The organism is Chitinophaga sp. CC14 (assembly GCF_048957795.1).
GTDB lineage: Bacteria > Bacteroidota > Bacteroidia > Chitinophagales > Chitinophagaceae > Chitinophaga > Chitinophaga ginsengisegetis.
This window is the reverse complement of the sequence record NZ_JARBFY010000005.1, coordinates 1,357,287-1,378,918: the sequence shown is the minus strand read 5'-3', so window position 1 is coordinate 1,378,918 and position 21,632 is coordinate 1,357,287. Positions and strand designations below refer to the sequence as shown.

The window sequence follows — 21,632 nt, the reverse complement described above, 5'->3', positions numbered from 1 at the left end:
TTGAAAATAATATTCATACCAGTTATTAACTCAAAACAGTAATGAAATATACATATCTGAACATCCTTTTTACCGGTTGCCTGCTGACAATTACTTTGAATATATCCGGGCAATCTGAATGGCAAAAAAAATATAGCGACCCCAAAACGGTTCAACAAATGTTTGTTAGCCCACCAATGTTCTATGCTCCCCATACTTTCTGGTTCTGGGATGATACCATCAGGGATGAGCATTTTACGGCTGCTATGGCAGAGGAAATGATGAAGCAGGGACTGAATCCCGGATATGCACATCCCCGGGGTTCAATGGATCGCTTAAACCCGGCATTTTCTTCATTGCCATATAAGCAATACCTGGAAAAACCCTGGTTCAGCAGTTTCGGAAATGCTATGCAGGCAGCAAAGAACAAAGGATTTACCCTGGGGTATTGTGATGAATATGACTGGCCAAGCGGGCAGGCAGCAGGGCGGGTATTAGCGCAGCATCCTGAGCTGGAGGCAAAATACCTGGATTGGAAACGGTATAAGGTAACGGGGAAATCGACCGTTTATTATGATTCAACAGATTTTGCCGTGGCAGGTAAAATAGCCGGCAATGCCATTGATGCTGCATCGCTGCGGATCATTGGAGAAGGTAGCCATTTCAAATGGACGGCGCCACCGGGTGAATGGGTGGTGTATACTTACACAAAAAGATTCCATCCCGGAATTGACGGTGGGAAAGTTAACTATCTCGATCCCGGATTAATGGAAGTTTTCATCCCGCTTGTTCACGCGCAGTACGCCAAACATTTTGCAAATGATATGGGGAAAACAATTCCTGGCGTTTTTGTTGACAATGAAGGCGACTATGGCTGGCGGATGGCGTGGTCAGAATATCTTGCCAAACGGTATAAGGAAATGAAAAACCAGGATATCCGTTTATGGCTTCCCCTTTTAACAGAAAAGGACAACAACGGTTTGTTTGCAAAAGCCCGTTGTGATTGGTTTGATGTTGTTTCAGACGTATATAACAAATGTTACTTTGAGCCTTTGGTGAACTGGCTCAAACAATACAATATGTATTACATCTCCAATCTGTGGGAAGAATCATTGTTGTTACAAACTGCCGCCATGGGCGATTTTATGCGCGTTACAAGAACAGCAACTATGCCCGGAACGGATTGTCTTTTAATGAAATCGCAGGATGTTCATGATTTTAAGGAAGTGCAAACAGTAGCCGAATTGGAAGATCGTCCTTTTATGAGTGAAATTATGGGCGTTGCAGGATGGGAGCAAACACCCGCTATGATGAAAATGACTATTAATTCTATTACATCATTTGGTATTAACCACGTAGTGCCACATGGAATTAACGTTAACCGGAAAATTGAACAGGATCCGTATCCGCCGGATTGGTTTACCGAAAATCCATATTGGCCTTATCTGCATAACTGGACGGACTTTTCGAGGCGGGCTGCTTTTGTAAACAGGCAAAGTAAGCTTGTGGCGGATGTTCTCCTGGTAAACCCGCTTGAAAGTATCTGGGCAAATGCTGAAGGCTTTTTTACGCATGAGGAAAATTTTGGCCTGCTGGAAGGCAAAGAAATCTGGGATACGCTTTCACTCGAGATCAACCAGGTGTACTCCGATGCTATGAGAGAATTAAATAAAAATAACATCGACTTTTTAATCGCTGATAAATATTACCTGGATAAAGGAAAAACAGGAGCCAATAATAGCGGTGCAAAGATCACTATTAATGACCACAACTTTTCGGCGATCGTTCTTCCACCGGCTTGTGTTATTTCTCATGCCGTATCAGGTAAGATACTTGAATTTGCTAAAAAGGGTGGCGTTGTGCTGCTCCTGGGTACAACACCCGAAGGATCGCCGGAGAAAGGCATGAAGGATGCATTGATCATTAGCCAGATGAATGCATTAAAGCGGTTGCCCAATGTTATTGATCTGTCGGGAGATAAAGACAGGCTGAGTAAAATGGTTACGGCTTTGAATGAAAGGGTCCGGCCACAGATCCGGTTGGAAAACTCAGGCCGGCTCTACACTGCTCACAGAACTATTTCCAATAACCACTTTTACTGGCTTGCCAATAACTCCGATACCGTGAGAAATTTTTCAGCCTGGTTCAGGGATGGCGATGGCATGGCGCAGATATGGAATTGCGAAACCGGTGAACGTACACCCGTTGCATACGTGAAGGAGAAGGGATATAACAAGGTAAAAATGACTTTACAACCTTACGAAGGTTATTGGCTTGTATTTGAGCCCGGAACAAGCGATATGAATCCATTGGTACAGCATGAATCTGATTTAAAAGAAATTAAGCTCGATGATAAATGGACCATCAGTTATCCGGGGAAAGACACTGTTTATAAAACTACGGCCACTTCATTCACGTTAGCAGGCAACGGGTTAAGCGAAGATCTTATGTTGTTGGCATATAATGATTCAAAATGGAAGTATACCAGTTTTATGACAGCGCAAAAACGGAACGGGGATGAGCAGAAAGATGAAATAAAGGATAATGATGCCACTAGTTACCGCTACTGGAGGGTCAATATACCGGTTGGTGCAAAAAAAGTAGTGTTCCCTGATAATATGATTGGCACAACGGTTTGGATGGACGGTGTAAAAACAGACGTGGCGGCGGCATCAATTGACTTGCCTGCTGATGCAAGGTTGCTGTCGTTTGCAAGGTCCGTCAAAAGTGAACAGACGCTGACTGCCCCCTTGAAATTTATTGTTGGCAGTAAAGCAAACTGCACCCTGCAATCCTGGTATGCCTATGGACATCAGCAGTATTCAGGATATATTGATTATGAAATACCTGTTGTGCTGAAAGATGTAAATACCAGGACTACAATAGATCTTGGTGATGTAAAATATATGGCGGAAGTGTTTGTAAATGATAAACCCGTTGGAAACCGGCTATGGGCGCCCTTTGTATTTGATATATCCAAATACCTGCAGGAGGGAGAAAATAAAATAAGAATACGGGTCGGGAACCTGATGGTTAATGAAATGTGGATGAAATCGGATCTGGGCAAGCTCCGCACCTGGGGCTGGGTAGGTGTGCCCGATTTTAGTAAATATGACGCTGGTTTGTTAGGCCCCGTTAAGTTAATACAGGCAAAATAATAATACTATGGGCTTACAGGCATTTGCCTGGTGTGCCTGATATTTTTCAAAAAAAGTTGCAGATATATGAACACGTTACTCACGCAAAAGCAGATTCAATCTTATCGGGAAGATGGATTTTTATTAATTGAGAACTTTCTTAACCAGGAAGAACTTTCCCATTGGCGGCAGGTTATTACGGAGGCCGTTGAACAGAGAGATGGCAGGAAAATGCCCGGTAGTGATAAAAAAATGGGGGAAGACGACGGGATCAATACGGAAAGTGAATATTTTGGAAAGGTGTTTGACCAGATGATTAATATCTGGCAAACAAACGATGCGGCAAGGCAGATTATGCTTGATGAGAGATTGGGCAAAATGGCCGCAGAATTAGCGGGGTGGGAGGGTACCCGGATCTGGCATGACCAGGTGCTCATAAAACGGCCCTGGGCCAATCCTACTTCGTGGCACCTGGATACGCCTTTCTGGTCGTTCACCGATAAGCGGGCATTATCAATATGGGTAGCTTTAGACGACGCTACAAATGAAAACGGGTGTCTGTATTTTATTCCCGGATCTTACCATGAAACCGGTTTTGAAAACCAGGGCATCGGGAAAAATATGGATGCAATATTCCAGGTTTACCCACAGCTTGTAACTAAAAGCGCTGTTGCTGCGCCCATGAAGGCGGGTAGCTGTTCTTTTCATAATGGTTTAACAATACACGGCGCCGGGGCCAATATGACCAATGGCTTCCGCAGGGCGATGACCTGCGCTTATATGCCTGATGGCGCCAGATTTAACGGCATAAAGAATATATTAAGTGATGCGCAGGTAACCAGGTTGAAAGTCGGGGATCTGCTGGATGATGATGCACAGAACCCGCTGATTTATACAGCCGGGATTCAATAGGCCCATCAGGTAATGCTGATTCAAAGTACATTTCATAAACTGTGTAAAACATATAAAACCGGGGTTCTTTCAGAGCCCCGGTTTTATATGTTTATGTTCGATTGAAAGGAGGAGCTTAATGAGATATTTCCCTGATTGAAAAGTTAACAGGCGTACTACAATGTTTATTCAGGGAAATGCTGCCATTGTTATTTGCCTGAAGCCGGGTAATATCTTTGTTTGTTACTACTTCATATTTTGAGCCTGGTTGCAATCCATTAATGGTGAATTGATAGTTGCCGTGTGATGAAATAGTCCATGCAAATACATCATTCTTCCACGAAGTAATTTTCATGTCAATACGATTGCCCGGATCTGCACGAACCAGGAGTTGCGCAGTATCTTTATTACCAGGGTAGAACTTAAGCGTGTTCCCGCTTTTATCTGCACCAAAAGATTCGTTACTTTTTACAGAAAAGCTACCGGTGCTCATTAAATAATCATTAACGCTCAATTCAAGGTGATAAACGGTATGCCTGTGGATATATGAAAACTTCGTTCCGTTCAGGGTTTCAGGCATATTGGGTTCCAGCCCCATCCTGTTCCATTTTGGACGAAGGCCGTAAATATCCTTGTATAACGCTGTAATGCTGGTACAGATGCCAGCCAGGATATCATCCCCCAGTCCAAGCTGGGTTGTTCTGCTGTAGCGCTGCGAAGAGAGTCCGTCTTTTTTATACTGATCAAGGAGATGATTAATGAATTTAAGCGCAATGTGCTTATCATATTTCACATAGGCGTTGATACCAAGATATCCCCATGTGGGAAATATATCCCCGTTTTCATATTTAGGGAAAGGCCAGTTGCCATCGCTTACCTCTTCTCTTTTAAAGGAATCGAAGCAAAGCGGCCAGTGAAACAGGTGTTCTGCCGTTGTTCTTTGTTCTATTTGATCAAGAATGAGTTTTATGCGTTCCTTGTCGTCACACAATCCAAAGGCAATGGCAGCAAAATTTACAGGAGTAACCAGGTTGTCGCCATGAATGGTGTTGTCTTTATCACGCCAGTACACATACTGCTGTTTGGCCGGCGACCAGAAGCCACCTTCATCAACCGGCCTGTTAAATGCACTTTTAAGACGGGCAGCTATCGCTGAATAATGGCCGGCCATTTTAGGATTGCCTAAAATCGTTTCACATTTGGCCCATAGCGTTAATGCTTCGTATAATTGCGCATTTACAAAAGCGTTTTCAAAGCTTGCCCAAACAATGTCTAACCAGTCGCTTGCCTTTTTTTCCGCTACGCCGTTATTCATCATTTCATAGATCCCGTTGTCGTTGGAATCCCGTTTTATCAGCCAGTCCAGCGCCTTTTCACAGCTTGCCTGATGTGCACGCAGCCATTGCAGGTCACCATTCAACTCAAACAGTTCGCTTGTATTGATCACATAGCCCGTTTGTGAATCAATGGTATATCCCCACATGGCTTCATAATAGCCTGTTTGCGGGTTATATGTGCCGGGAATTTCATCGCCGGGTACATTATGCCAGCGGGATAACACACGGCCATCGTTGAGCATCGCCTGATCTCTTTCCTGGTCCAATGTTGCCGCCAGGTTTTTTATATAGTGTGGATCATTCAATGCCATCCCGATCTGCGCAAAAAATGGCTCATGCAAACATTTCCAGTTGGTGAGCCAGCCATTTGCGCCTACTATATTGTTGTCTACCACGCCATATCGCCCGGTTGTATTTAAAAGCTCGCGTACTGCTGGTGCATCAATACCGGGAAGCGTTCCTCTTGCATATTCCTTATTGTAATCAATGTATTGTAGTTCCAGGCTTAGCTTTACGCGTCCTTTTTTTACCTGGAAGGGAGCAAATACATCATACTTTTGTGATACGAAGCGGCTCAGGTGATGGCGTTGCTGTAATTTGGAATCAGTTAGCAATTGTGTAAAAGTGAACTCGCCATTTTCGCTGTGGGAATATTTTGAAGCCATTTTACTTGCGCTTCCTGGTTGAGGCGATATCCTTAACGCATCTCCCGAATCAGCATTCCAGAATGTTACGCCACCGGTATGAACGCCATAGGTATCGTTAATTTGCTTTAGGTATTTGCACCAAACCATCCCGCCGTTATCAATAATTCCTCCTTTCCAAACGGATAGATCTGTAAAATTCCATTTTGGAAAGGCCATGTCTTCCAGGTCGCTTGTTGTGCTATAGTTGCGGGTAATATCCCAGGTTATTTTATCTCCTTTGATAGTAAAGTCCCATGTTTCTTTAATTTGAAGCGCCCCGGTTCCGTAGGTGATACCACTTAGCGATATGCCTTTCGGGGTATTTGTTATTTTAATATCGCCTGTTTGATCAGCAGATGAGGCGGTTCCACTTCCTGCAGTGATACCGGTGTATACACCCGAAGATGATATCGTATTTTTATTTTGCAGGTTTACCTGTTTAATAATGCATCCCTTTGAATAGTCAATCCTGATGGAAAGCTTTTGATCAGGAGTGGTAATTGTAATTATTTTGGCAGCCCGGTTGTGTAGAATACCATTTTGCGAAAAACATAGATCGGGGATCAAAATGAAACTGATAATAATTGCTAATATTCGCGTCATAAACGGGATGGAATTGAACACCGGGAGCCCACTGGCATAACAGTGCTGGTAAAGATTGTTTATAAAATTAATAATATCCTCAGGTTGGCCTGCCTGCACCAGCTAATTTACGTCCGAATATTAAGAGCGTTTTTATATGAAAGCGTTTTTTATTTGCACTTTTTGCCAGTTGCCGGACGCCTGCATTTTTTCTGATGATCCCTGCCAACGCTTTTAGTATTCATAGCTGGGATGCGATGTGCTGTATGCAATAAAAGGTCTCATCGATTTCGATGAGACCTGTCTTTCCGGAGCGTCACTCCGAAGTTGTACTATTTCGGGAGTAATATTGAACCACTACTCCGGTTTATATCGTTTATAAAAGACATTGTCCATGATATTGATCAGGCACTTAGGCATTTTCTAATAGCATTAAAGCAGATGTTCTTGTGCGGCCTGATAAACTGTTCTGATCACTGGTTGAAAGCCCAGGCTTCTGGCAAGCGAACTATCGGAATGGAGATACCAGGGGTTAACCAAAGGTTCTGACGACGGCTCCATCGTGTTGCCTGCAAGCTGCAATAACTCGTAGAGCGATGTCGGGGCCTCATCAGCAATGTTCACTATGTGGTTATCCATAATGCCATCCAACGCCATGCTGATAGCGGTATAGATATCGTGGTGGTGAATGGTACTCATTCTCATGGCAGGGTGAAACTTTGCAGCCGCCACATGTTGAGGTAATGTGTCGAGATGCCCGTCACCATCTCCGTACACAAATGGGAACCGAAGGATTGACCAGTTAAGCCCGCTCCCCCGCAGCTCATTTTCTGCCGCAACTTTACTGGCCGGATAAGCATGTTGGGGGGTAACTTCATCATCCTCACGGCCGGGATGCGGGTTATTTATGTTATAGACATGGCTGGTACTGGCAAAAATGAAACGTGCATCAGGTGCATGTGCTTTCGCTGCAGCGATCAGGTTGCGGGTCCCCTCCAGGTTACTCTTCCAGATCAAATCTGTATCGGGTGATCGGAATACGGCTGCCAAATGAATGATAGCTGAAACCTCTTTTACAGCTTTGGCCAGTGATGCAGGATCTAACAGATCACCTTCCACAACCATTGTTCCGGGTGGAGCTTCTTTCTTACCGCGCATCAGTGCGCGGCAATCAAAGCCAGCATTAATAAGTCGCGGCAACAGCCGCGCACCAACCAGACCGCTCCCACCGGTTACTAATATTGTTCCTTTTTGTTCTTTCATTTTTTGAATTTTATCCTGAACAAAGGTCGGAGCTGCTCTTTTAAACATGCCGGACAAATAGTATTAGTTCCCTGACAAATCCTTAGAAAATTGGGCAATTGTTTGCCCCGTGACTTTTTTAAAAAGGCGGGAAAAGTATTCCGGATCGTTAAACCCCAGCCCATAAGCCAGCTCCTTGATCGTTGTTTTTTCGGCATAGCTGATACGTCGCCTTGCTTCCAGGATCAGCCGCTTGTTGATGAACTCTTTTGGTGAAAGCCCGGAACAGTGTTTAACGATCTGATATAAGCCATTGGTATTGACACCCAATTGCCGGGCGATCCTGCTGATACTGTAATGATTCGTCAGGTTATGTTCTATGAATATTTTAAAAGCTATAAACGTAGAAAGCTTGCTGTCCACAGGATTTCCCTGCAACCTGAAATAAGCGGTATTGATTTCTGTAAGCAAACTGTTTAGGTGTGCCAGGATCAGTTCCGGCTCGGTATGCCAACACTTTAACAGATCGAGCAGCATAGTGAAGATGGCTTTCATACGCATTGCCGCAGATTGTTTAAAACTCACCTTCTGATAATTCAGCGGATTGATCAGAAAAGAATAGTGTTTCGGCAATAGGGACAGACAGCTTTCGTCAAAGCCCAGTTTGATGAAATTCGCGCCTTGCCCCAGTACCGGCTGATCATGGACCTGGTATGGCATAACAAATATCAACTCGTTGTCGCCCGCTTCATACTGCTGTAAGTCTATGTTGTGCCAACTACATCCATCCAGCATAAACAAGAAAAGATAGTATGGCGTGACCTGCAGAGCATTGTAGTCAGCTGCCTCCAATTGTGATAGGTGGCCGAAATCAGGAGAAACGATCCGGATCGGAAGCTTGTCGTTTTGCCTGAGTTTGTAAAGAAAGGAGGCACTGTTCTGCATATTCAGTAAATTTAAAAAATGTATTGTAAGGCATGCAGGAACTTTAATTAAATGACTTTACAGAAACATAATAGAAAGTGCTGATAGGGTCAGAACGTCTTTTCTCCGATCAGTTAAAACTTTGCCGGAAATCTAAAGGGCTTTGCCTGGTTTTACTTTTAAATAATTTATTAAAGGATTGTGGATGTTCAAAGCCAAGCCCGTATGCGATTTCACTTACGGATAATTCGGTTGTGGACAGTTTTTCTTTGGCCTTATCGATCAGTTTATTGTGAATGATCTGCCGGGTGGTCTGCCCGGTCAGTTGTTTCAGCAGGCTACTCAAATATTTAGAGGAAATGTTAAGCGCGTCGGCGAAGTATTGTACAGAGGGTAAGCCTTTTGAAAGTAAGGCTTCGTTGCTTAAATATTCGTTTACCATCTCTTCAAACCGATCTAGGATCTTATGGTTGGTGATCTTCCGGGTGATGAACTGGCGCTGGTAAAAACGTTCTGCATAGTTCAGCAGCGTTTCCAGGTTTGAGATGATAATGTCCTGGCTGAACTTATCAATGTTAGAATGATATTCAGTTCTGATATTCTTTACCAGGTCATTGATAACCATTTCTTCCTTATCGGAAAGGAAAAGCGCTTCATTCGTGGAATAGCCAAAGTATTCGTATTTCTTGATCTTTGTGGCAAGTGATGTGTTCCATAAAAAGTCCGGGTGTATGAACAGCATCCAGCCTTCGAGATCTGGCGGCACGCCGTTCTCTTCACCACGCAATACCTGGCCGGGAGACATAAAAGCCATGAGCCCTTCGTCAAAATCGTACTTCTGCTGTCCGTAGAAAAGATTGTCGCAACCCCTTTTCATGGATATTACATATAAGTCAAATATAACGGCGTGGATATCCGGATCACTTTTCAGGCCTTTAAGATCGAGAATACTGATCAGCGGGTGATGCGGTTTGGGAAGCCCCATCAAACGGTGTATCTCCGTTATAGACTTTATCCTGTATGGCTTTGCATTTGGCATATCTATGAATAATTTAATCTTTGAACGGATACTTCAGCCATATCATAATTAAAGGCATGGCTAAGAACGGGATTTCTATCAATGCCATCTTCACATTCCCGGCCCGTATAGCAAACGCTATGATCATCACAATTGATATTGCATTCAGCAAATTACCCAAAAAGAACGTTCCAGGGATCAGTAAGAGGACACCGATTGCGATAGTCAAAAAAACAAAGATCGGGATCGCTGGTTCACTTATTCCTAAGTCCGCCATCATTTTAATTGTTTCTGGATTGTTTCTAAAGTGCGACGTGTCCCAGGCATGTTTGAAACTGAGTGATACGGACACAATCAATAATAACAAGGAAATTAAGTTCTTTATCATAATTAATTAGGTATTTAAGATACAGGAAAAATCCTATTAGCGGAATGGCAATGGAAAGCAGGAACCAGAACCTTGACAGTAGAAATATTAATTGTCGGCGCACAGTTATTCTACACGTTTCCACTTGTAGGTTTTACCCAACATAGGAACACCTTTGTAGCCGCGTGTTTCAAGGCTGTTTGCGTTTTTCAGCTGGCCTTTCAAACTATAAGTATTGCCATCCTGCACGCTATACAGTTTACCATCACGATATTCACCATCTTTGTAAACAAGCTCAGTGATATGGGTAAGGCCTTGCACGGACCTGCTTCTCAGTTTCCCGTTGGGATTTTTGACATCTTTCTTCGGCGTTTTACCATCAGCTTCAAACATATCCTTTGCCCATAACAGTTTGGCCGCGTAGGTGTTACCTGCTTTAAAGACCTCTATTTTATAATCTTCGCATTGCCAAACACCTATGATTTGGTCTGGTGATAATTTCTGAGCGAAAGATGAAATAGACAGCAGGAGTATGATCACCGCTAAAATTGATTTTTTCATTTTTGAAATATTTATTTGCTGGTATTTAGTTGTTTAAATTTTTCGAACTCCCTGTGTCCGAATCTCATTAATTGACCTGGCATGATCCTGCTAAGTAGCTTAACTATTTTAACTAAAAATGGCTTGATCTCCGGTGTGTCTTTTATAAGCCCACTAATGGCAACATTTACCATTTTATCCACCTCCATCATTTGGCCCGGATTGGGTTGCAGTACCCAATCATTTTGGAGATTGGTGTTAACGCCCGGAGGGATCACTTCGAAAACTTTTACATTGGTTTTGCTAAGCTGTAGCCGCAGTGCCATCGTGTAAGCGTGGGCTCCCGCCTTTGATGCACTATAAACAGGTGCCGATGAATAGGCCATAAATGCAATTGCTGAAGAAACATTGACAATCGCAGCCGACCTTTTTTTAATCAGATGTGGCAGGAACTGATGTACCATGCGAATCGTGCCTGAAAGATTAATGTCGATCTCACGCGTGATGTTTTCCAGGTCTTTGCTGCTGTCCTGTACATCGATGAGCCGCATCTCGCCCGCATTATTGATGATGATATTCAATTCGGAGAATTGTTGTGTCACCTGAGCATAAAGACGCTCAATGTCCCGTGGGTTACTCACATCGCTTTGAAAAACGTGTATTTTCGGGAAAAGCTTTTTGGTATTATTTAAGGTTTCCTGGTTGCGACCTGTAACAATGACCTTAGCTCCCTGGTCGGTAAGCTGTTTCACAAATTCCAGACCTATTCCGCTGGTTCCTCCTGTAATCAGGACGGTACTGCTTTTTAAATCCATATTACTTTACATTTTGTTGATGCAAAGTTCAGTCACAACCAGTCATGGAATGTATCCAAAAGTCGCGAAGGTGTAGCAGAAAGACATATGATTGCTTAGGCCAGAACTGTGTGTCCCCAGGTTATTTACCTGAGAGGCGGTTCAAACATAATCTGGTGTTTAAAGAGAGGGGATATTGAACCGCTTCTATCGAAGGGGGCTTCAGGCATAACTCATTGAGTTTAAAAGAAAAAGGTCTCATCGATATCGATGAGACCTTTCTTTCCGGAGCGTCACTCCTAAGTTGTACCGATCTCGGGAGTGATATTGAACCATTACTCCGATTTACATCGTTTATAAAAGGCATTGTCGAAGATATTGATCTAAAAGAACTCGAAACCGCAAGGGAACATTAATATTTTTAAATTGGCAAAGATTTGATCATAGTTAATTTCCGAATCCAAGTGATCAGCGACTCCGAATTCTCCACTTTATACAATACTTTGACAGCTACAAACAAAAGCGGCAGTAGCGACGCCACTGCCGTTTCCATTAAATCTGCTCCGCTTACAATAGCTCACCCATCCCGAACACCGTCAACCCTTTGGCAAATTGTTCGGCTACGGCCTGGTTGGCGGCTTCAATATATTGGCCGGTTATGGGGTCAACCACGGTGCGTAATGGCCTAGTGCCTTTTGGCGTGCCGATCAGTTTTACAATGGCATCGGCCACGTCCTGTGGGTTAGGGTTTTTAGCCTGCATCTCTCCGCCCAATGCGGCTATCATTTTGTTCGGTATATCAGCAATGGCGCCGTACCCCTCAAATACCCCCTGATCAGATGCGGGGTTGTTCTTTTGCTGCATTTCGGTTGGGAAAGCACCCGGCTCCACAAGGGCGACGTCAATGCCTAAACGCTTTACCTCGTAATGCAGGCCCTCGCTTATTCCTTCCAGTGCAAATTTGGAGGCCGCATAAATCGTAGCGAACGGGAAGGATACCCGCCCAAATCCGCTGGTCACATTAATGATCAGTCCTTCGGCTTGTTTGCGCATTGCGGGCAGCACCTGTTTGATCAGTCGCCAGGGGGCATAAACGTTAATATCAAAAGTGGTGTGCACGTCGGCTGTGGTAAAGCTCTCCGCCACACCGGTCATGCCGTAACCGGCGTTGTTCACCAGCACATCAATAGCGCCTTCTTTGGCCAAAATGGCATCAACTGCCTGTTTCACACTCTGGTCGTCAGTCAGGGTAACGTCCAAAACAGTCACGTTCGCTACGGCAGCAAGGGCCTGGGCTTTATCTGCATTACGGCCATGGGTATCGCGCATGGTTGCGTATACCTGATGCCCTAAGGCAGCCACGCTGTGGGCGGTAAGCCAGCCAAATCCACTATTTGTTCCGGTTATCAATACGATCTTTTTGCTCATCTTTTTTAGTTTTAAATGAATAAGCAAAGGTTGAAAACGGCAACAAAAAAACATTTATCATTTGGTAAAAAACGCCCTTAACGGATATTACGGCGTATACGGCTCAGCGATTGCTGGGTGATGCCCAGGTACGAAGCCACGTACGAAAGCGGTATGCGGTTGATCAGGTTTGGGAACGCCTCAATGAATGACAGGTAACGCGTCGTGGCATCTTCTGAAACCAGCGGACTGCGCCGCTCCATGGCCAGCGTAAGGCATTTTTTTACCATGTTGGCCTTCATCATCTCCCAGCCCACAATGGTGTTGGATATCTCGTCCCAGCTCTTCTTGTTGAAAACCAGCACTTTGCAGTCGGTAGCGGCCTGTACGTATTCGGACGCCGTGATCTGCGATTCGAATTTTTCATTATCTACTACAAAATTGCCTTCGTCCACGAAATAATTGGTGATTTCTTCGCCCCTGTTGTTATAATAGCAAAAACGGAACACCCCTTCCAACACGAACGCCACATACCGAGGCACCTTCCCGGCTTCCGACAGGTAATCCTCTTTCTTGAATTCAAGTGTTTCAACCTTGCTCAACAAAAACTCGATCTGCTGTTTGTTCAAGTCACCAAATTGCAGGATAAGATTTATTAGCGTTTCCATCACGTAAAGATAGTACACAGTGCAAAATACTCACTTACCATATGGTAAAAATGAGGAGCGCCGGACACAGTGCTCAAAGCTAGCGAAATCCTTCGGGAACCGTTAACGCTGTTGTGATATTAGAAAAATGTATGGTCCACATTTTTCTCGCTATTGTTGATGCAAACGGTGGTACTGACAGGCATAACATTTTAATGTGATTTATATTGTCTGTCAATCCTGCTATCTTTAGGCGTTAATGGTCAGTAGTTTTGATACTCTTTGAGTAATTGTGTCAGAGAGCCATTGTGCGGTAAATACCTGAAGATTGTTGTAACTCATTTTGTATTTATGTTCTATACTTTTCTAATTACGTTTCTCAAAAATTGCAATGCCGACATTAATGCAGGTAACCCAGGAATTGTAAATAAATAAAGATGTTCTATACCCATTGGAGACAACTCCCTATTCTTATTATTTATGCTTTGATAGTGATGGTTGGATTTAGTTCATGTGGAAAGCCACTGCCTGATCTGCCTGACCAGATGCTAAGCACATCAATAGACACTGTTTATGCTAGCCCTTTTGCCGGTGTTGATTCCGTTATGCTTATTTCATCTGATAGCTGGAGTATAAGCGGATCTCCGGATTGGCTAACGATAACTCCTGCTGCTGGTACTGGCGATGCCTGGATCGTACTGAGATACTCACAGAATACTGGCAGCCATGAAAAGAGAACTGCTAATCTGATTGTACAAAGTGGTGAGAGAACACGCACCATTACACTAATTCAGAATATTTCTATGCTGCCCGCAAAGGCGATTCTTTTTGCCGGTGGTGGATATCCCAAAGATCGGGATGATTATGACAGTCGTGATGGTATTGGGAATGATGCGGTGTTCCGTTGGGTCAGTAATCCGTGGTTTGACACCAAGGGAAATCTTATTGTAACTGATAAAAATAAAATCAGAAGTATAACCCCTGAAGGTGTTGTTACTACCCTTCCCGGGCGCTTTCCGCATCCATATTGGCCCAAAGGTGTAAACGATTCATGGGATAATCCCCATGGTGCTATTAAGGATAACCAGGGAAATATGTATGTGTTGGAGGCAGATGAAAACGTTATTTATAAGTATGCCGCTGATGGTACTATTAGTATTCTGGCTGGAAGTAAAAGAGAGTGGGCATTTGCAGACGGAAAAGGAACCGCCGCCAAATTCATGGGTCTTACATGTATGATTATGGATTCCGAAGGTAACCTTATTGTTGCCGATAACCCTTCTATGATACGCAAGGTAACCCCCACGGGAGTGGTTACGACATTAGCTGGCAAAACTTTTTCAGAGCTTGGTGATGGCCCCGCGGACGTTGCCCTTTTTTCTATAATCTATAGCCTTGCAATTGATAAAGCCGGTAATATCTTCGTGGCTGATTGGGGTAACTCTGCGATCCGCAAGCTTACACCGCAGGGGGTGGTTTCTACCCTGGTAAGAGGAAGGGGAATTATGGATGGCCCGCTACTACATGCTAACGTGGAAGAGGCCCAGTCGATGGCTGTTGACAAAGATGGTAATCTTTTTAGCTTTGACTTTTACCATAATATCAGGATGATTACCTCTAAAGGTTTTGTATATACGATTGATCCAGGAATAAAGTGGCAATGGTGTTTTAATGGCCTTGTGGTTGGTCCTGATAACATTCTATACATTGCCGATTCATATAGAAACATTATCTATAAAATAATTATAGATAAGTTGCCTGATTAGAGTTAGGCCTGGGAACGGCAAGAAGAGGCTGCCAGATGTTAATGTGTTAAACTTAAATTATATAACGCAACGGTGCGGAGAAATCAAGCGCCGTTGTTATTCACATTTTATTTATTAAAAATTTAGCTTATCTACCCCTATAGGGATGATTTTGCATAGTTTTTTTATCCTCCCCGTAACGTTTTATCAATTCAAGATAGAAGCGATCAGCAAATCATTATTCTTTTGTTCCAACAGTTGCTCAATCTTTTCCAGTACTTTCTGCCAGGTTGGATACATACTTAGCTGCTGTTTTAGCACTTTTTTACATTCCACTAAGTCTTTATTTTTGATACAGATCACCTTTTCTGCGATTATGATGTTTGTCGTCGCATCAACCAGGAATAAGTGTGCAGCATTACCCGTTTGCATGAGCCACCCTTCTATATCCTCCAGTCGGGCTATAGATCTTATATTGATTGGCGAATTAATACTCCAACTTCCGAAATCAACGACAAAGAAGGGTATCCCTTCAATAAAGTCAAATTGAGCAGTTATGTTTTGATTGTTCGTCCAATCCTTCATTTCCTGTTCACTAAGGCCATCTGTATAAATGGCCACATCGAAGAGCGAAACCGTTGGTAAAATGGCATGGAGGCTTATGCCCGGGTTGGGGTTGGCCTGATAAAATTCTTTTCCCTCTATGGTCCCAGCTCTCAAATAATGATCTGCAAAATAGATTAGTTCATTTGTTTGGTTAAGGTCTGCAGGCACCAGTTTAGAAAGGCCGTTAGATTTAGCATACCCCAAAAGGCCAACCACAAATGAAATATATTTTCCAAGTTCTTTCTTTGCACCTAGCTTGTAATGCCCCCAGGGCGTAATGTCAATAGTCCCATTGGCCTTTATAATACCCTCTTCAAAGCCTACACAGCGATCACCATAAAACAACTCAACCGCAATATGATTTCCTTCAAATCCTGTCATGTCCAGCGTTTCTGCTGCTTCTTCGATAATGTAGACATAATGAATCTTATTTTTTGCATCAACGACCGCTACGCCCGATGCTGCGGCTTTTTCATTCCGCAGATAATTTGACCGCCAGAAGTTCCACCACCATTTTTCGGCCTTAATGACATGTATTAAACTATCACTGACCAGAAAATTTTGATGCGTGCAGTTCGGCAATTCTTTATGTCTCGAATTACGTATGGCTATGGAGTCAAAAATCATTGGTAGTGCCTCCGAGCGACTAAAAAACTCCTCCTCCTGTTGTCTGTAACCGCCGAATTTTTGGGCCTGCTCTAAAGATTGAGGGTCACACTTTACCCATGCCAAAGATGGGAAATCAGAATAATTAATACTCATTGGTAGATATTAGAAGTTTCGAGAATTTTGGGTGATATTTTCAGCTAAGCACTGTGGTTAATTTTGCAATAAATGCATCGAAATCAGCGGCAATTTATATCATTTTTCTGAACTCAATAACCAAGTATAAAAGAATATTTCTCTTGAATTAATCCACGAAAAATTTCTTTAAAACGCATAGTACCTTTTCTTTTTACCCGTGTAATATAAGGGTAGTGGCTCCGTAGGAATTGAAAATAATAAAAAAATCACCGAGAATTTTAGTTGCGTCGTAAAGAAATGCTAATACTAAGTTTTCGGATTTGAGATGTACTGTCTTTTTTTTTAATGTACCCTTGGGAAATTGAAAAATAGTACCCTTCAAAATTAATTGTACCGTAGGAGCCTTATTTATTGCAGGATATATCCTGATTAAGACTGGACCGGGCCTGTGGAATATTCATAACCGCTTTGCGCCCGCTCGCAGACAGCAGTTGGGATCTTCAAACTGCTATATTGACAACCTAAGCCAGTCCCGACCGCGTGCGGGACTGGCACTTTTTGTGTCGGAGATAGCAACAGCGGATAACTGGAGGTAGCAAAAGAAATTTAGCCTTTTGGCTCCGGCCCGGTTGTAGGTTGTTCTTCTGTATTTTTATTTGTTTGAATACTTATAACCCTCAGGTCGCATAACGAAACCTGCCCGATTGACCGGTGCCCCACCTTTACGGTCTCTTTCCTCAATGTCAAAGAACTTTGCTTTACCCCCGTTTAGTCAATTGAGGGAACGATAATCCGCGGATCTCAATTCCAATCTACCTTCAGATTTTCTATCTTATATACCTTATCACCTATGTGACCATAATCCAGGGAAAGAATACACCTGATGTGAAAATCAGTAATTGCACCGGTGCTTCTATCCAGTTTATTTATTCTAACGATAAGCTTTCGCGTTTCGGTAGGAGGTATTTGCTGGGCAACGGTGGCTACCCAGGTGAACTTCTTATCGCCAAATTGAATAAAGGGGATATCCTGGTACCCCTTATTCGTATTTACTGCATTTCCATCGGTATGCAATTTGTACTTGCGTCCCTTCGCATCCGTTATGCCGAAATCAGGAAAGCCGCCGAGAGATAACGATACTCCGGCCATTTTGGAATAATTATTTTTGAAAATCATGCTAACCTCAATGGTCCCTGTTTTTACATTACCGCTTGCTGTCACAGCTGTTAAACCGAGTGAATCGAATGGAGCCGTTATTTTTAATTCACTTATACTTTGTGCTGAGGCAGGAAACCCCACCGTGATGGAGATGATACACGTAAGCAATACTACTGCCAGAAACATTTTTTTTCTCATAACGCTTTTTATTTTAAGGTAGTTAAAATCTGACCATTATCCTGATATTTTACGCTTTGGTAGGTAGTTTATCTCCTGATCCTTTTCCGCGTTTTTTCCTTTGATAATGGGTTGATATTTTTGTATCCCGGAATAACTTTGGGCCGCTGCGCAGGAGGTGGTTTTAAGCCTGGAATATTCACAGCGCCACTATGGGATATATATACCCTTCTGTTGCCTAAATGGATATCTAGCCTGTCTTGCAGGGGATTGGTCTGTACTTTAAACCTGGTTCTGGAGCCACTGGTAAGTAAAATCATCACTTCCTCCTTGTTCCCCTGAGCCAGGGATCGGATCAGTTCTTCCCTGGATGAATGGCGCCCGAAATCGGCAAGCGGCAGCTGTGCAATATGACTTGCAATATCAAAATGCCGGTCCTTGCCCAAAGTCGTCATCAGGTAATTACCAGAAGCGGTAAGCATGGTCAGGTCGTATTTGATCCAGTCTTTATAATAGTCTCCGTCCGGCGCGCAGAATTCTTTATTGACCCATCTGCCTTTTAGGAGGTTATATGCTTCAATAAGGCTTGGTGTCCTGCTGGCCGTATCGTAATACTCGACCTGGATGGTTTGTTGTTTATATTTTAATCCTGTATCCTCAACAGTACCTGACAGCGCGATGGTGTAATGATCCATAAAGTAATTACCCATACCGGACCTGCTAAAGGAAAGCTCGCAGGTCAGTGTGTCCTGCCCCATTAAAGTGCGGTAAGGGAGGATGATTTTGGGTATCTCAGCCCGCATCTGTTGCCATAAACTGCCAGCCAGCAGTTCACCAAAGCCTAAAATATTTACCTGTCTTTTTAGTATTTCAAAATTTGCAGTTCTGGGATCTGCTGCCAGTCGTGTTTTTTCATCTGCTGTTAGTGGCGCAAACCCGTGCTCGTCAAGCGCCCTCGCTATTTCTTCTATATTGCTATTTTCTTTCATCTTCTACGGGTTATTTACAATGGTCGTCTGGGGCTTCCAGATTCACCTGACTGGCTCGTTTACGGTAATACGAAGGCTTATATTGGAGATATCCATATTCATCAAGTTGCCTGATGACCATAAAATAGGTTGCACTGGTAGAGATCTTTGCCATAGGCATGATCTGCCAGCTATATACTGACAGAAAACCTTTGAATTGTTGTTTACTCCATAAGTAGAATAAAGCCATGTATACAGCCATATGTGCTTTACTGATTCTGGGGTCATTAACCACCTTGCAGAAAATATTGAGCAGATGATGTTGGTTATCCATAACTAAATTCTAGTGTGGTACTTTTGTTTTTTTTCCATTTGCCGCCTTCTTAGACTGTTTGTTCCTGTATTTTGGAGGAGCTTTACCATTAGAGACCTTTTTTTCTGGTGCTGTTATGCTCTGTTTGGTTGTTTCGGGAGCGTAGAACTGGGCAAGATAGAGGCCAAGCGTCCTGTTATCCACCACATCTTTCCCGGTCAGCAGCTTATTGTCGCCAGTAGCTCTTTTTAGCGTTGATCCTGATGACATGACTTGCTTGGTTTCCAGCTTATTCGGGTCCACTGATTTCCCCTTTTCATCCAGCAGCCTGACCATACCTTTTTCAGGGTCAGCTTCAATTAGCATCGGTATTTTTTTTCCCTGGAGCTCGATGTTTACCGGCGCCCGCTCTCCCGAAATCAGATTGCCTATTGCGCGTAGCTGATCAAACTGGTTCATGCGCCGCCAGAAGGGGAGGCCTTCACAATGCTTACGGGTATCGAAGGATTCAGCAGAGATATACTTCATCAGGAAATTGCCCTGCTCATCTTTTCTGGTATCCAACTTTACCCATTGCTGGCTAACATGCCCGTTCTGAGAAACAGTTTCCAGTATGGCCCTGCCAGCGATCAGGTGTGTGGCTCGCTCGGCATGTACGATGCCCGCTTCATCGGTACTGAAAGTGTGCTGTCTTACCTCACCAGGCTTTAAGCTATTGCGATACCCTGCCTGGAAACCATCAAAGGAATGACCCCTTGCCTCATCAAAGGAAAACTGAAGGTTGAAATGAACCTGATCATTCTGCCTGATCTCGGCAGAAGTAGGCAGGGAGAAACTCCGCTCTCCCTGCCTGATCTTTTTAAATACTGCGCTTACATATTTACCAAAACCAGCCTTTTGCATATGGGTCTGAATTCTGGCCAACTGCTGGTCCTGCCTGCGCAGTTCTGCATGTTGTCCGATCATAAACCTGAATGGCCGGGTGATGCGGAAAATGAATTTCCGAAAACCCTGTCCCTTTGGATACGCTGTCCGTACGAGCTGCCGGCGTTCAATCGCCAGAATTCTTAGGCTTTCCTTTTCCGCTTTGCCGGCTGTTAAAGACAGCTTTGCCGCCACCTCATCCAGGTGCTTTAACCTGATTTTTGCAAATTCAGGACTGTTCATTACCACTGGTGGAAACATGTTGATATTGTTTTCCTCCATCCGCTTCCATTCGGCCAATGCCTCATGAACCCTGTTAATCGTATGTGCCATAGCTAAACTTTATGACCGGCTTTTTTCCTTCCCACCGGCGTTGTTTTATGATTTTTCCCTTTGGTTTTTCCGGCGCCCTGCTTTAGAGGCTGTTGAACCCTATCGGCTGCCTTGTGTGCAGCGGGTTTTTCGGTTTCCGCTTTACTGGTGCTGTTTTTACCGGCAGCATCGGACGGCAATTCAGCAGATTTGGGCAGATCAGTCTTTGCCGGACTGCCGTCAGGATACAGGGGGACCACCTTCGTTTCATGAGCCTTAGCGGGATTATCAGGGTTTAAAGTGGCAGCTGGCGGCTGGGCAAGGTCTGCTTGTGTTTCAACCTGCCCGGCGGCAAGTTGCCGCTCAGCTGCCGCTTGCTTTTTTGCCAGCGCCTCTTCATTGGAGATGTAAACCCTGGGGTTGGATTCATAAATCCCGATCTTCTTGAACTCCGCATCAATCGCAATCCACCTTACGATCTCCGTTTCGCCATTTTTCAACGTCACCCGCTGCACGTTTCCTTTTTTCATAGAACGCACCAGTCCATCGGCCAGGTCCGGATCTTTCAGCAGCTTAAGGGCATGGGAGTCGCGCAGCTGCTTTTCCATCAGTGGCCACGCGATGTTTTTTTTCGGATAGGACTTGTATTTAGTCAGTTCACGGTGATCAGCTTTTCTAAAACCTGTAAAACTGATCTCCTCTTCTTTGCCTGTCTCCTCATTTTTTTTCATGTAGGAAATTTCCTTTTCTACAGAGCCGCCGAGTTTGAGGTTATACATCTCTTTTAACGTGTAGGTATTTTTTTTGAACTTGTGGTCCACTTTTACCGTTTCCCAGGTTGAGGCAGCGACATCATCAGGACGGTTAGTGATCCGGGTATCGTAGCTGTTGAAATGATACCAATCCTCTTTACCCTTGTTAAAATGTAAGACGGATTCGGTGGTATCCCTGTAGTCCTGATCCCCGAAATCCCTTTTGACATTGATCGTAAAGGAATCCAATCCTTTACTGATATTCTCACGGATCTCTGCTTCGTAGATCTCGCCGAAGCCTGTCATTTTCACCCGATCATTCAGGTACTTCACATTTTTTTCGATTACCATTGTCTTATTTTTTTGAGTTAACATTTTGCCC

General features: G+C 43.8%; 18 protein-coding genes. 3 read left to right on the top strand and 15 right to left on the bottom strand.

Annotated features, from left to right (window positions below):
* The first annotated feature begins 41 nt into the window (after nucleotides 1–41).
* A complete protein-coding gene (locus PV783_RS25175) occupies nucleotides 42–3,137 on the top strand; it encodes a glycosyl hydrolase (RefSeq protein ID WP_420990047.1) in 3,096 nt (1,031 codons plus the stop codon).
* 66 nt (nucleotides 3,138–3,203) lie between these two features.
* Nucleotides 3,204–4,028 (top strand): phytanoyl-CoA dioxygenase family protein, encoded by an 825-nt coding sequence (locus PV783_RS25170; RefSeq protein WP_420990046.1) that lies wholly within the window; start codon nucleotides 3,204–3,206, stop codon nucleotides 4,026–4,028.
* A 115-nt stretch (nucleotides 4,029–4,143) separates the two neighbouring features.
* Here PV783_RS25170 and PV783_RS25165 read toward each other — a convergent pair whose 3' ends face one another.
* The 9 genes from PV783_RS25165 to PV783_RS25125 form a co-directional block, all read right to left on the bottom strand.
* Nucleotides 4,144–6,633: a hypothetical protein gene (locus PV783_RS25165; RefSeq protein WP_420990045.1), complete on the bottom strand. Its 2,490-nt coding sequence runs from the start codon at nucleotides 6,631–6,633 to the stop codon at nucleotides 4,144–4,146.
* Between the two features lie 411 nt (nucleotides 6,634–7,044).
* Nucleotides 7,045–7,923 carry an NAD-dependent epimerase/dehydratase family protein gene (locus PV783_RS25160; RefSeq protein WP_420990044.1) on the bottom strand — a complete coding sequence of 293 codons (879 nt, stop codon included), beginning with the start codon at nucleotides 7,921–7,923 and terminating at the stop codon, nucleotides 7,045–7,047.
* A gap of 15 nt (nucleotides 7,924–7,938) precedes the next feature.
* On the bottom strand, nucleotides 7,939–8,799 hold the full coding sequence (locus tag PV783_RS25155; RefSeq protein ID WP_420990043.1) for a helix-turn-helix domain-containing protein: 861 nt from the start codon (nucleotides 8,797–8,799) through the stop codon (nucleotides 7,939–7,941).
* A 109-nt stretch (nucleotides 8,800–8,908) separates the two neighbouring features.
* The gene (locus tag PV783_RS25150) at nucleotides 8,909–9,817 is read right to left on the bottom strand and encodes a helix-turn-helix domain-containing protein (protein ID WP_420990042.1); all 909 of its coding nucleotides are present in this window, start codon (nucleotides 9,815–9,817) and stop codon (nucleotides 8,909–8,911) included.
* Nucleotides 9,818–9,830: 13 nt separating this feature from the next.
* Entirely contained in the window at nucleotides 9,831–10,184 is a 354-nt protein-coding gene (locus PV783_RS25145) for a hypothetical protein (RefSeq protein WP_420990041.1), read from the bottom strand.
* A gap of 105 nt (nucleotides 10,185–10,289) precedes the next feature.
* Entirely contained in the window at nucleotides 10,290–10,724 is a 435-nt protein-coding gene (locus PV783_RS25140; RefSeq protein ID WP_111580696.1) for a DUF2147 domain-containing protein, read from the bottom strand.
* Nucleotides 10,725–10,735: 11 nt separating this feature from the next.
* Complete coding sequence (locus PV783_RS25135) at nucleotides 10,736–11,518, bottom strand: SDR family oxidoreductase (RefSeq protein ID WP_420990040.1); 783 nt, start codon at nucleotides 11,516–11,518, stop codon at nucleotides 10,736–10,738.
* 546 nt (nucleotides 11,519–12,064) lie between these two features.
* Nucleotides 12,065–12,907, bottom strand: coding sequence for an SDR family oxidoreductase (locus tag PV783_RS25130; protein ID WP_420990039.1), 843 nt, complete (start codon nucleotides 12,905–12,907; stop codon nucleotides 12,065–12,067).
* 95 nt (nucleotides 12,908–13,002) lie between these two features.
* Nucleotides 13,003–13,572, bottom strand: a complete 570-nt coding sequence (locus PV783_RS25125) for a Crp/Fnr family transcriptional regulator (RefSeq protein ID WP_420990038.1) — start codon at nucleotides 13,570–13,572, stop codon at nucleotides 13,003–13,005.
* 416 nt (nucleotides 13,573–13,988) lie between these two features.
* On the opposite strand from PV783_RS25125, the gene PV783_RS25120 reads away from it, so the two are divergent.
* Nucleotides 13,989–15,317, top strand: a complete 1,329-nt coding sequence (locus PV783_RS25120) for a BACON domain-containing protein (RefSeq protein ID WP_420990037.1) — start codon at nucleotides 13,989–13,991, stop codon at nucleotides 15,315–15,317.
* Between the two features lie 186 nt (nucleotides 15,318–15,503).
* Here the strand turns inward: PV783_RS25120 and PV783_RS25115 are convergent, their stop codons facing one another.
* From PV783_RS25115 to PV783_RS25090, 6 genes are all read right to left on the bottom strand, one after another.
* Nucleotides 15,504–16,664: a hypothetical protein gene (locus PV783_RS25115; protein ID WP_420990036.1), complete on the bottom strand. Its 1,161-nt coding sequence runs from the start codon at nucleotides 16,662–16,664 to the stop codon at nucleotides 15,504–15,506.
* 783 nt (nucleotides 16,665–17,447) lie between these two features.
* Nucleotides 17,448–18,002 carry a hypothetical protein gene (locus tag PV783_RS25110; RefSeq protein ID WP_420990035.1) on the bottom strand — a complete coding sequence of 185 codons (555 nt, stop codon included), beginning with the start codon at nucleotides 18,000–18,002 and terminating at the stop codon, nucleotides 17,448–17,450.
* A 68-nt stretch (nucleotides 18,003–18,070) separates the two neighbouring features.
* Nucleotides 18,071–18,970 (bottom strand): hypothetical protein, encoded by a 900-nt coding sequence (locus PV783_RS25105; RefSeq protein WP_420990034.1) that lies wholly within the window; start codon nucleotides 18,968–18,970, stop codon nucleotides 18,071–18,073.
* Nucleotides 18,971–18,980: 10 nt separating this feature from the next.
* Nucleotides 18,981–19,199, bottom strand: coding sequence for a hypothetical protein (locus PV783_RS25100; protein WP_420990033.1), 219 nt, complete (start codon nucleotides 19,197–19,199; stop codon nucleotides 18,981–18,983).
* A 93-nt stretch (nucleotides 19,200–19,292) separates the two neighbouring features.
* The gene (locus PV783_RS25095; RefSeq protein ID WP_420990032.1) at nucleotides 19,293–20,519 is read right to left on the bottom strand and encodes a hypothetical protein; all 1,227 of its coding nucleotides are present in this window, start codon (nucleotides 20,517–20,519) and stop codon (nucleotides 19,293–19,295) included.
* 2 nt (nucleotides 20,520–20,521) lie between these two features.
* Nucleotides 20,522–21,601 (bottom strand): hypothetical protein, encoded by a 1,080-nt coding sequence (locus PV783_RS25090; protein ID WP_420990031.1) that lies wholly within the window; start codon nucleotides 21,599–21,601, stop codon nucleotides 20,522–20,524.
* Nucleotides 21,602–21,632: the final 31 nt, after the last annotated feature.

What these genes read in the sequence shown, in the direction of transcription:
- PV783_RS25175 (WP_420990047.1), top strand. Translation starts at nt 42, where the DNA reads ATGAAATATACATATCTGAACATCCTTTTTACCGGTTGCCTGCTGACA.
- PV783_RS25170 (WP_420990046.1), top strand. Translation starts at nt 3,204, where the DNA reads ATGAACACGTTACTCACGCAAAAGCAGATTCAATCTTATCGGGAAGAT.
- PV783_RS25165 (WP_420990045.1), bottom strand. Translation starts at nt 6,633, where the DNA reads ATGACGCGAATATTAGCAATTATTATCAGTTTCATTTTGATCCCCGAT.
- PV783_RS25160 (WP_420990044.1), bottom strand. Translation starts at nt 7,923, where the DNA reads ATGTTTAAAAGAGCAGCTCCGACCTTTGTTCAGGATAAAATTCAAAAA.
- PV783_RS25155 (WP_420990043.1), bottom strand. Translation starts at nt 8,799, where the DNA reads ATGCAGAACAGTGCCTCCTTTCTTTACAAACTCAGGCAAAACGACAAG.
- PV783_RS25150 (WP_420990042.1), bottom strand. Translation starts at nt 9,817, where the DNA reads ATGCCAAATGCAAAGCCATACAGGATAAAGTCTATAACGGAGATACAC.
- PV783_RS25145 (WP_420990041.1), bottom strand. Translation starts at nt 10,184, where the DNA reads ATGATAAAGAACTTAATTTCCTTGTTATTATTGATTGTGTCCGTATCA.
- PV783_RS25140 (WP_111580696.1), bottom strand. Translation starts at nt 10,724, where the DNA reads ATGAAAAAATCAATTTTAGCGGTGATCATACTCCTGCTGTCTATTTCA.
- PV783_RS25135 (WP_420990040.1), bottom strand. Translation starts at nt 11,518, where the DNA reads ATGGATTTAAAAAGCAGTACCGTCCTGATTACAGGAGGAACCAGCGGA.
- PV783_RS25125 (WP_420990038.1), bottom strand. Translation starts at nt 13,572, where the DNA reads ATGGAAACGCTAATAAATCTTATCCTGCAATTTGGTGACTTGAACAAA.
- PV783_RS25120 (WP_420990037.1), top strand. Translation starts at nt 13,989, where the DNA reads ATGTTCTATACCCATTGGAGACAACTCCCTATTCTTATTATTTATGCT.
- PV783_RS25115 (WP_420990036.1), bottom strand. Translation starts at nt 16,664, where the DNA reads ATGAGTATTAATTATTCTGATTTCCCATCTTTGGCATGGGTAAAGTGT.
- PV783_RS25110 (WP_420990035.1), bottom strand. Translation starts at nt 18,002, where the DNA reads ATGAGAAAAAAAATGTTTCTGGCAGTAGTATTGCTTACGTGTATCATC.
- PV783_RS25105 (WP_420990034.1), bottom strand. Translation starts at nt 18,970, where the DNA reads ATGAAAGAAAATAGCAATATAGAAGAAATAGCGAGGGCGCTTGACGAG.
- PV783_RS25100 (WP_420990033.1), bottom strand. Translation starts at nt 19,199, where the DNA reads ATGGCTTTATTCTACTTATGGAGTAAACAACAATTCAAAGGTTTTCTG.
- PV783_RS25095 (WP_420990032.1), bottom strand. Translation starts at nt 20,519, where the DNA reads ATGGCACATACGATTAACAGGGTTCATGAGGCATTGGCCGAATGGAAG.
- PV783_RS25090 (WP_420990031.1), bottom strand. Translation starts at nt 21,601, where the DNA reads ATGGTAATCGAAAAAAATGTGAAGTACCTGAATGATCGGGTGAAAATG.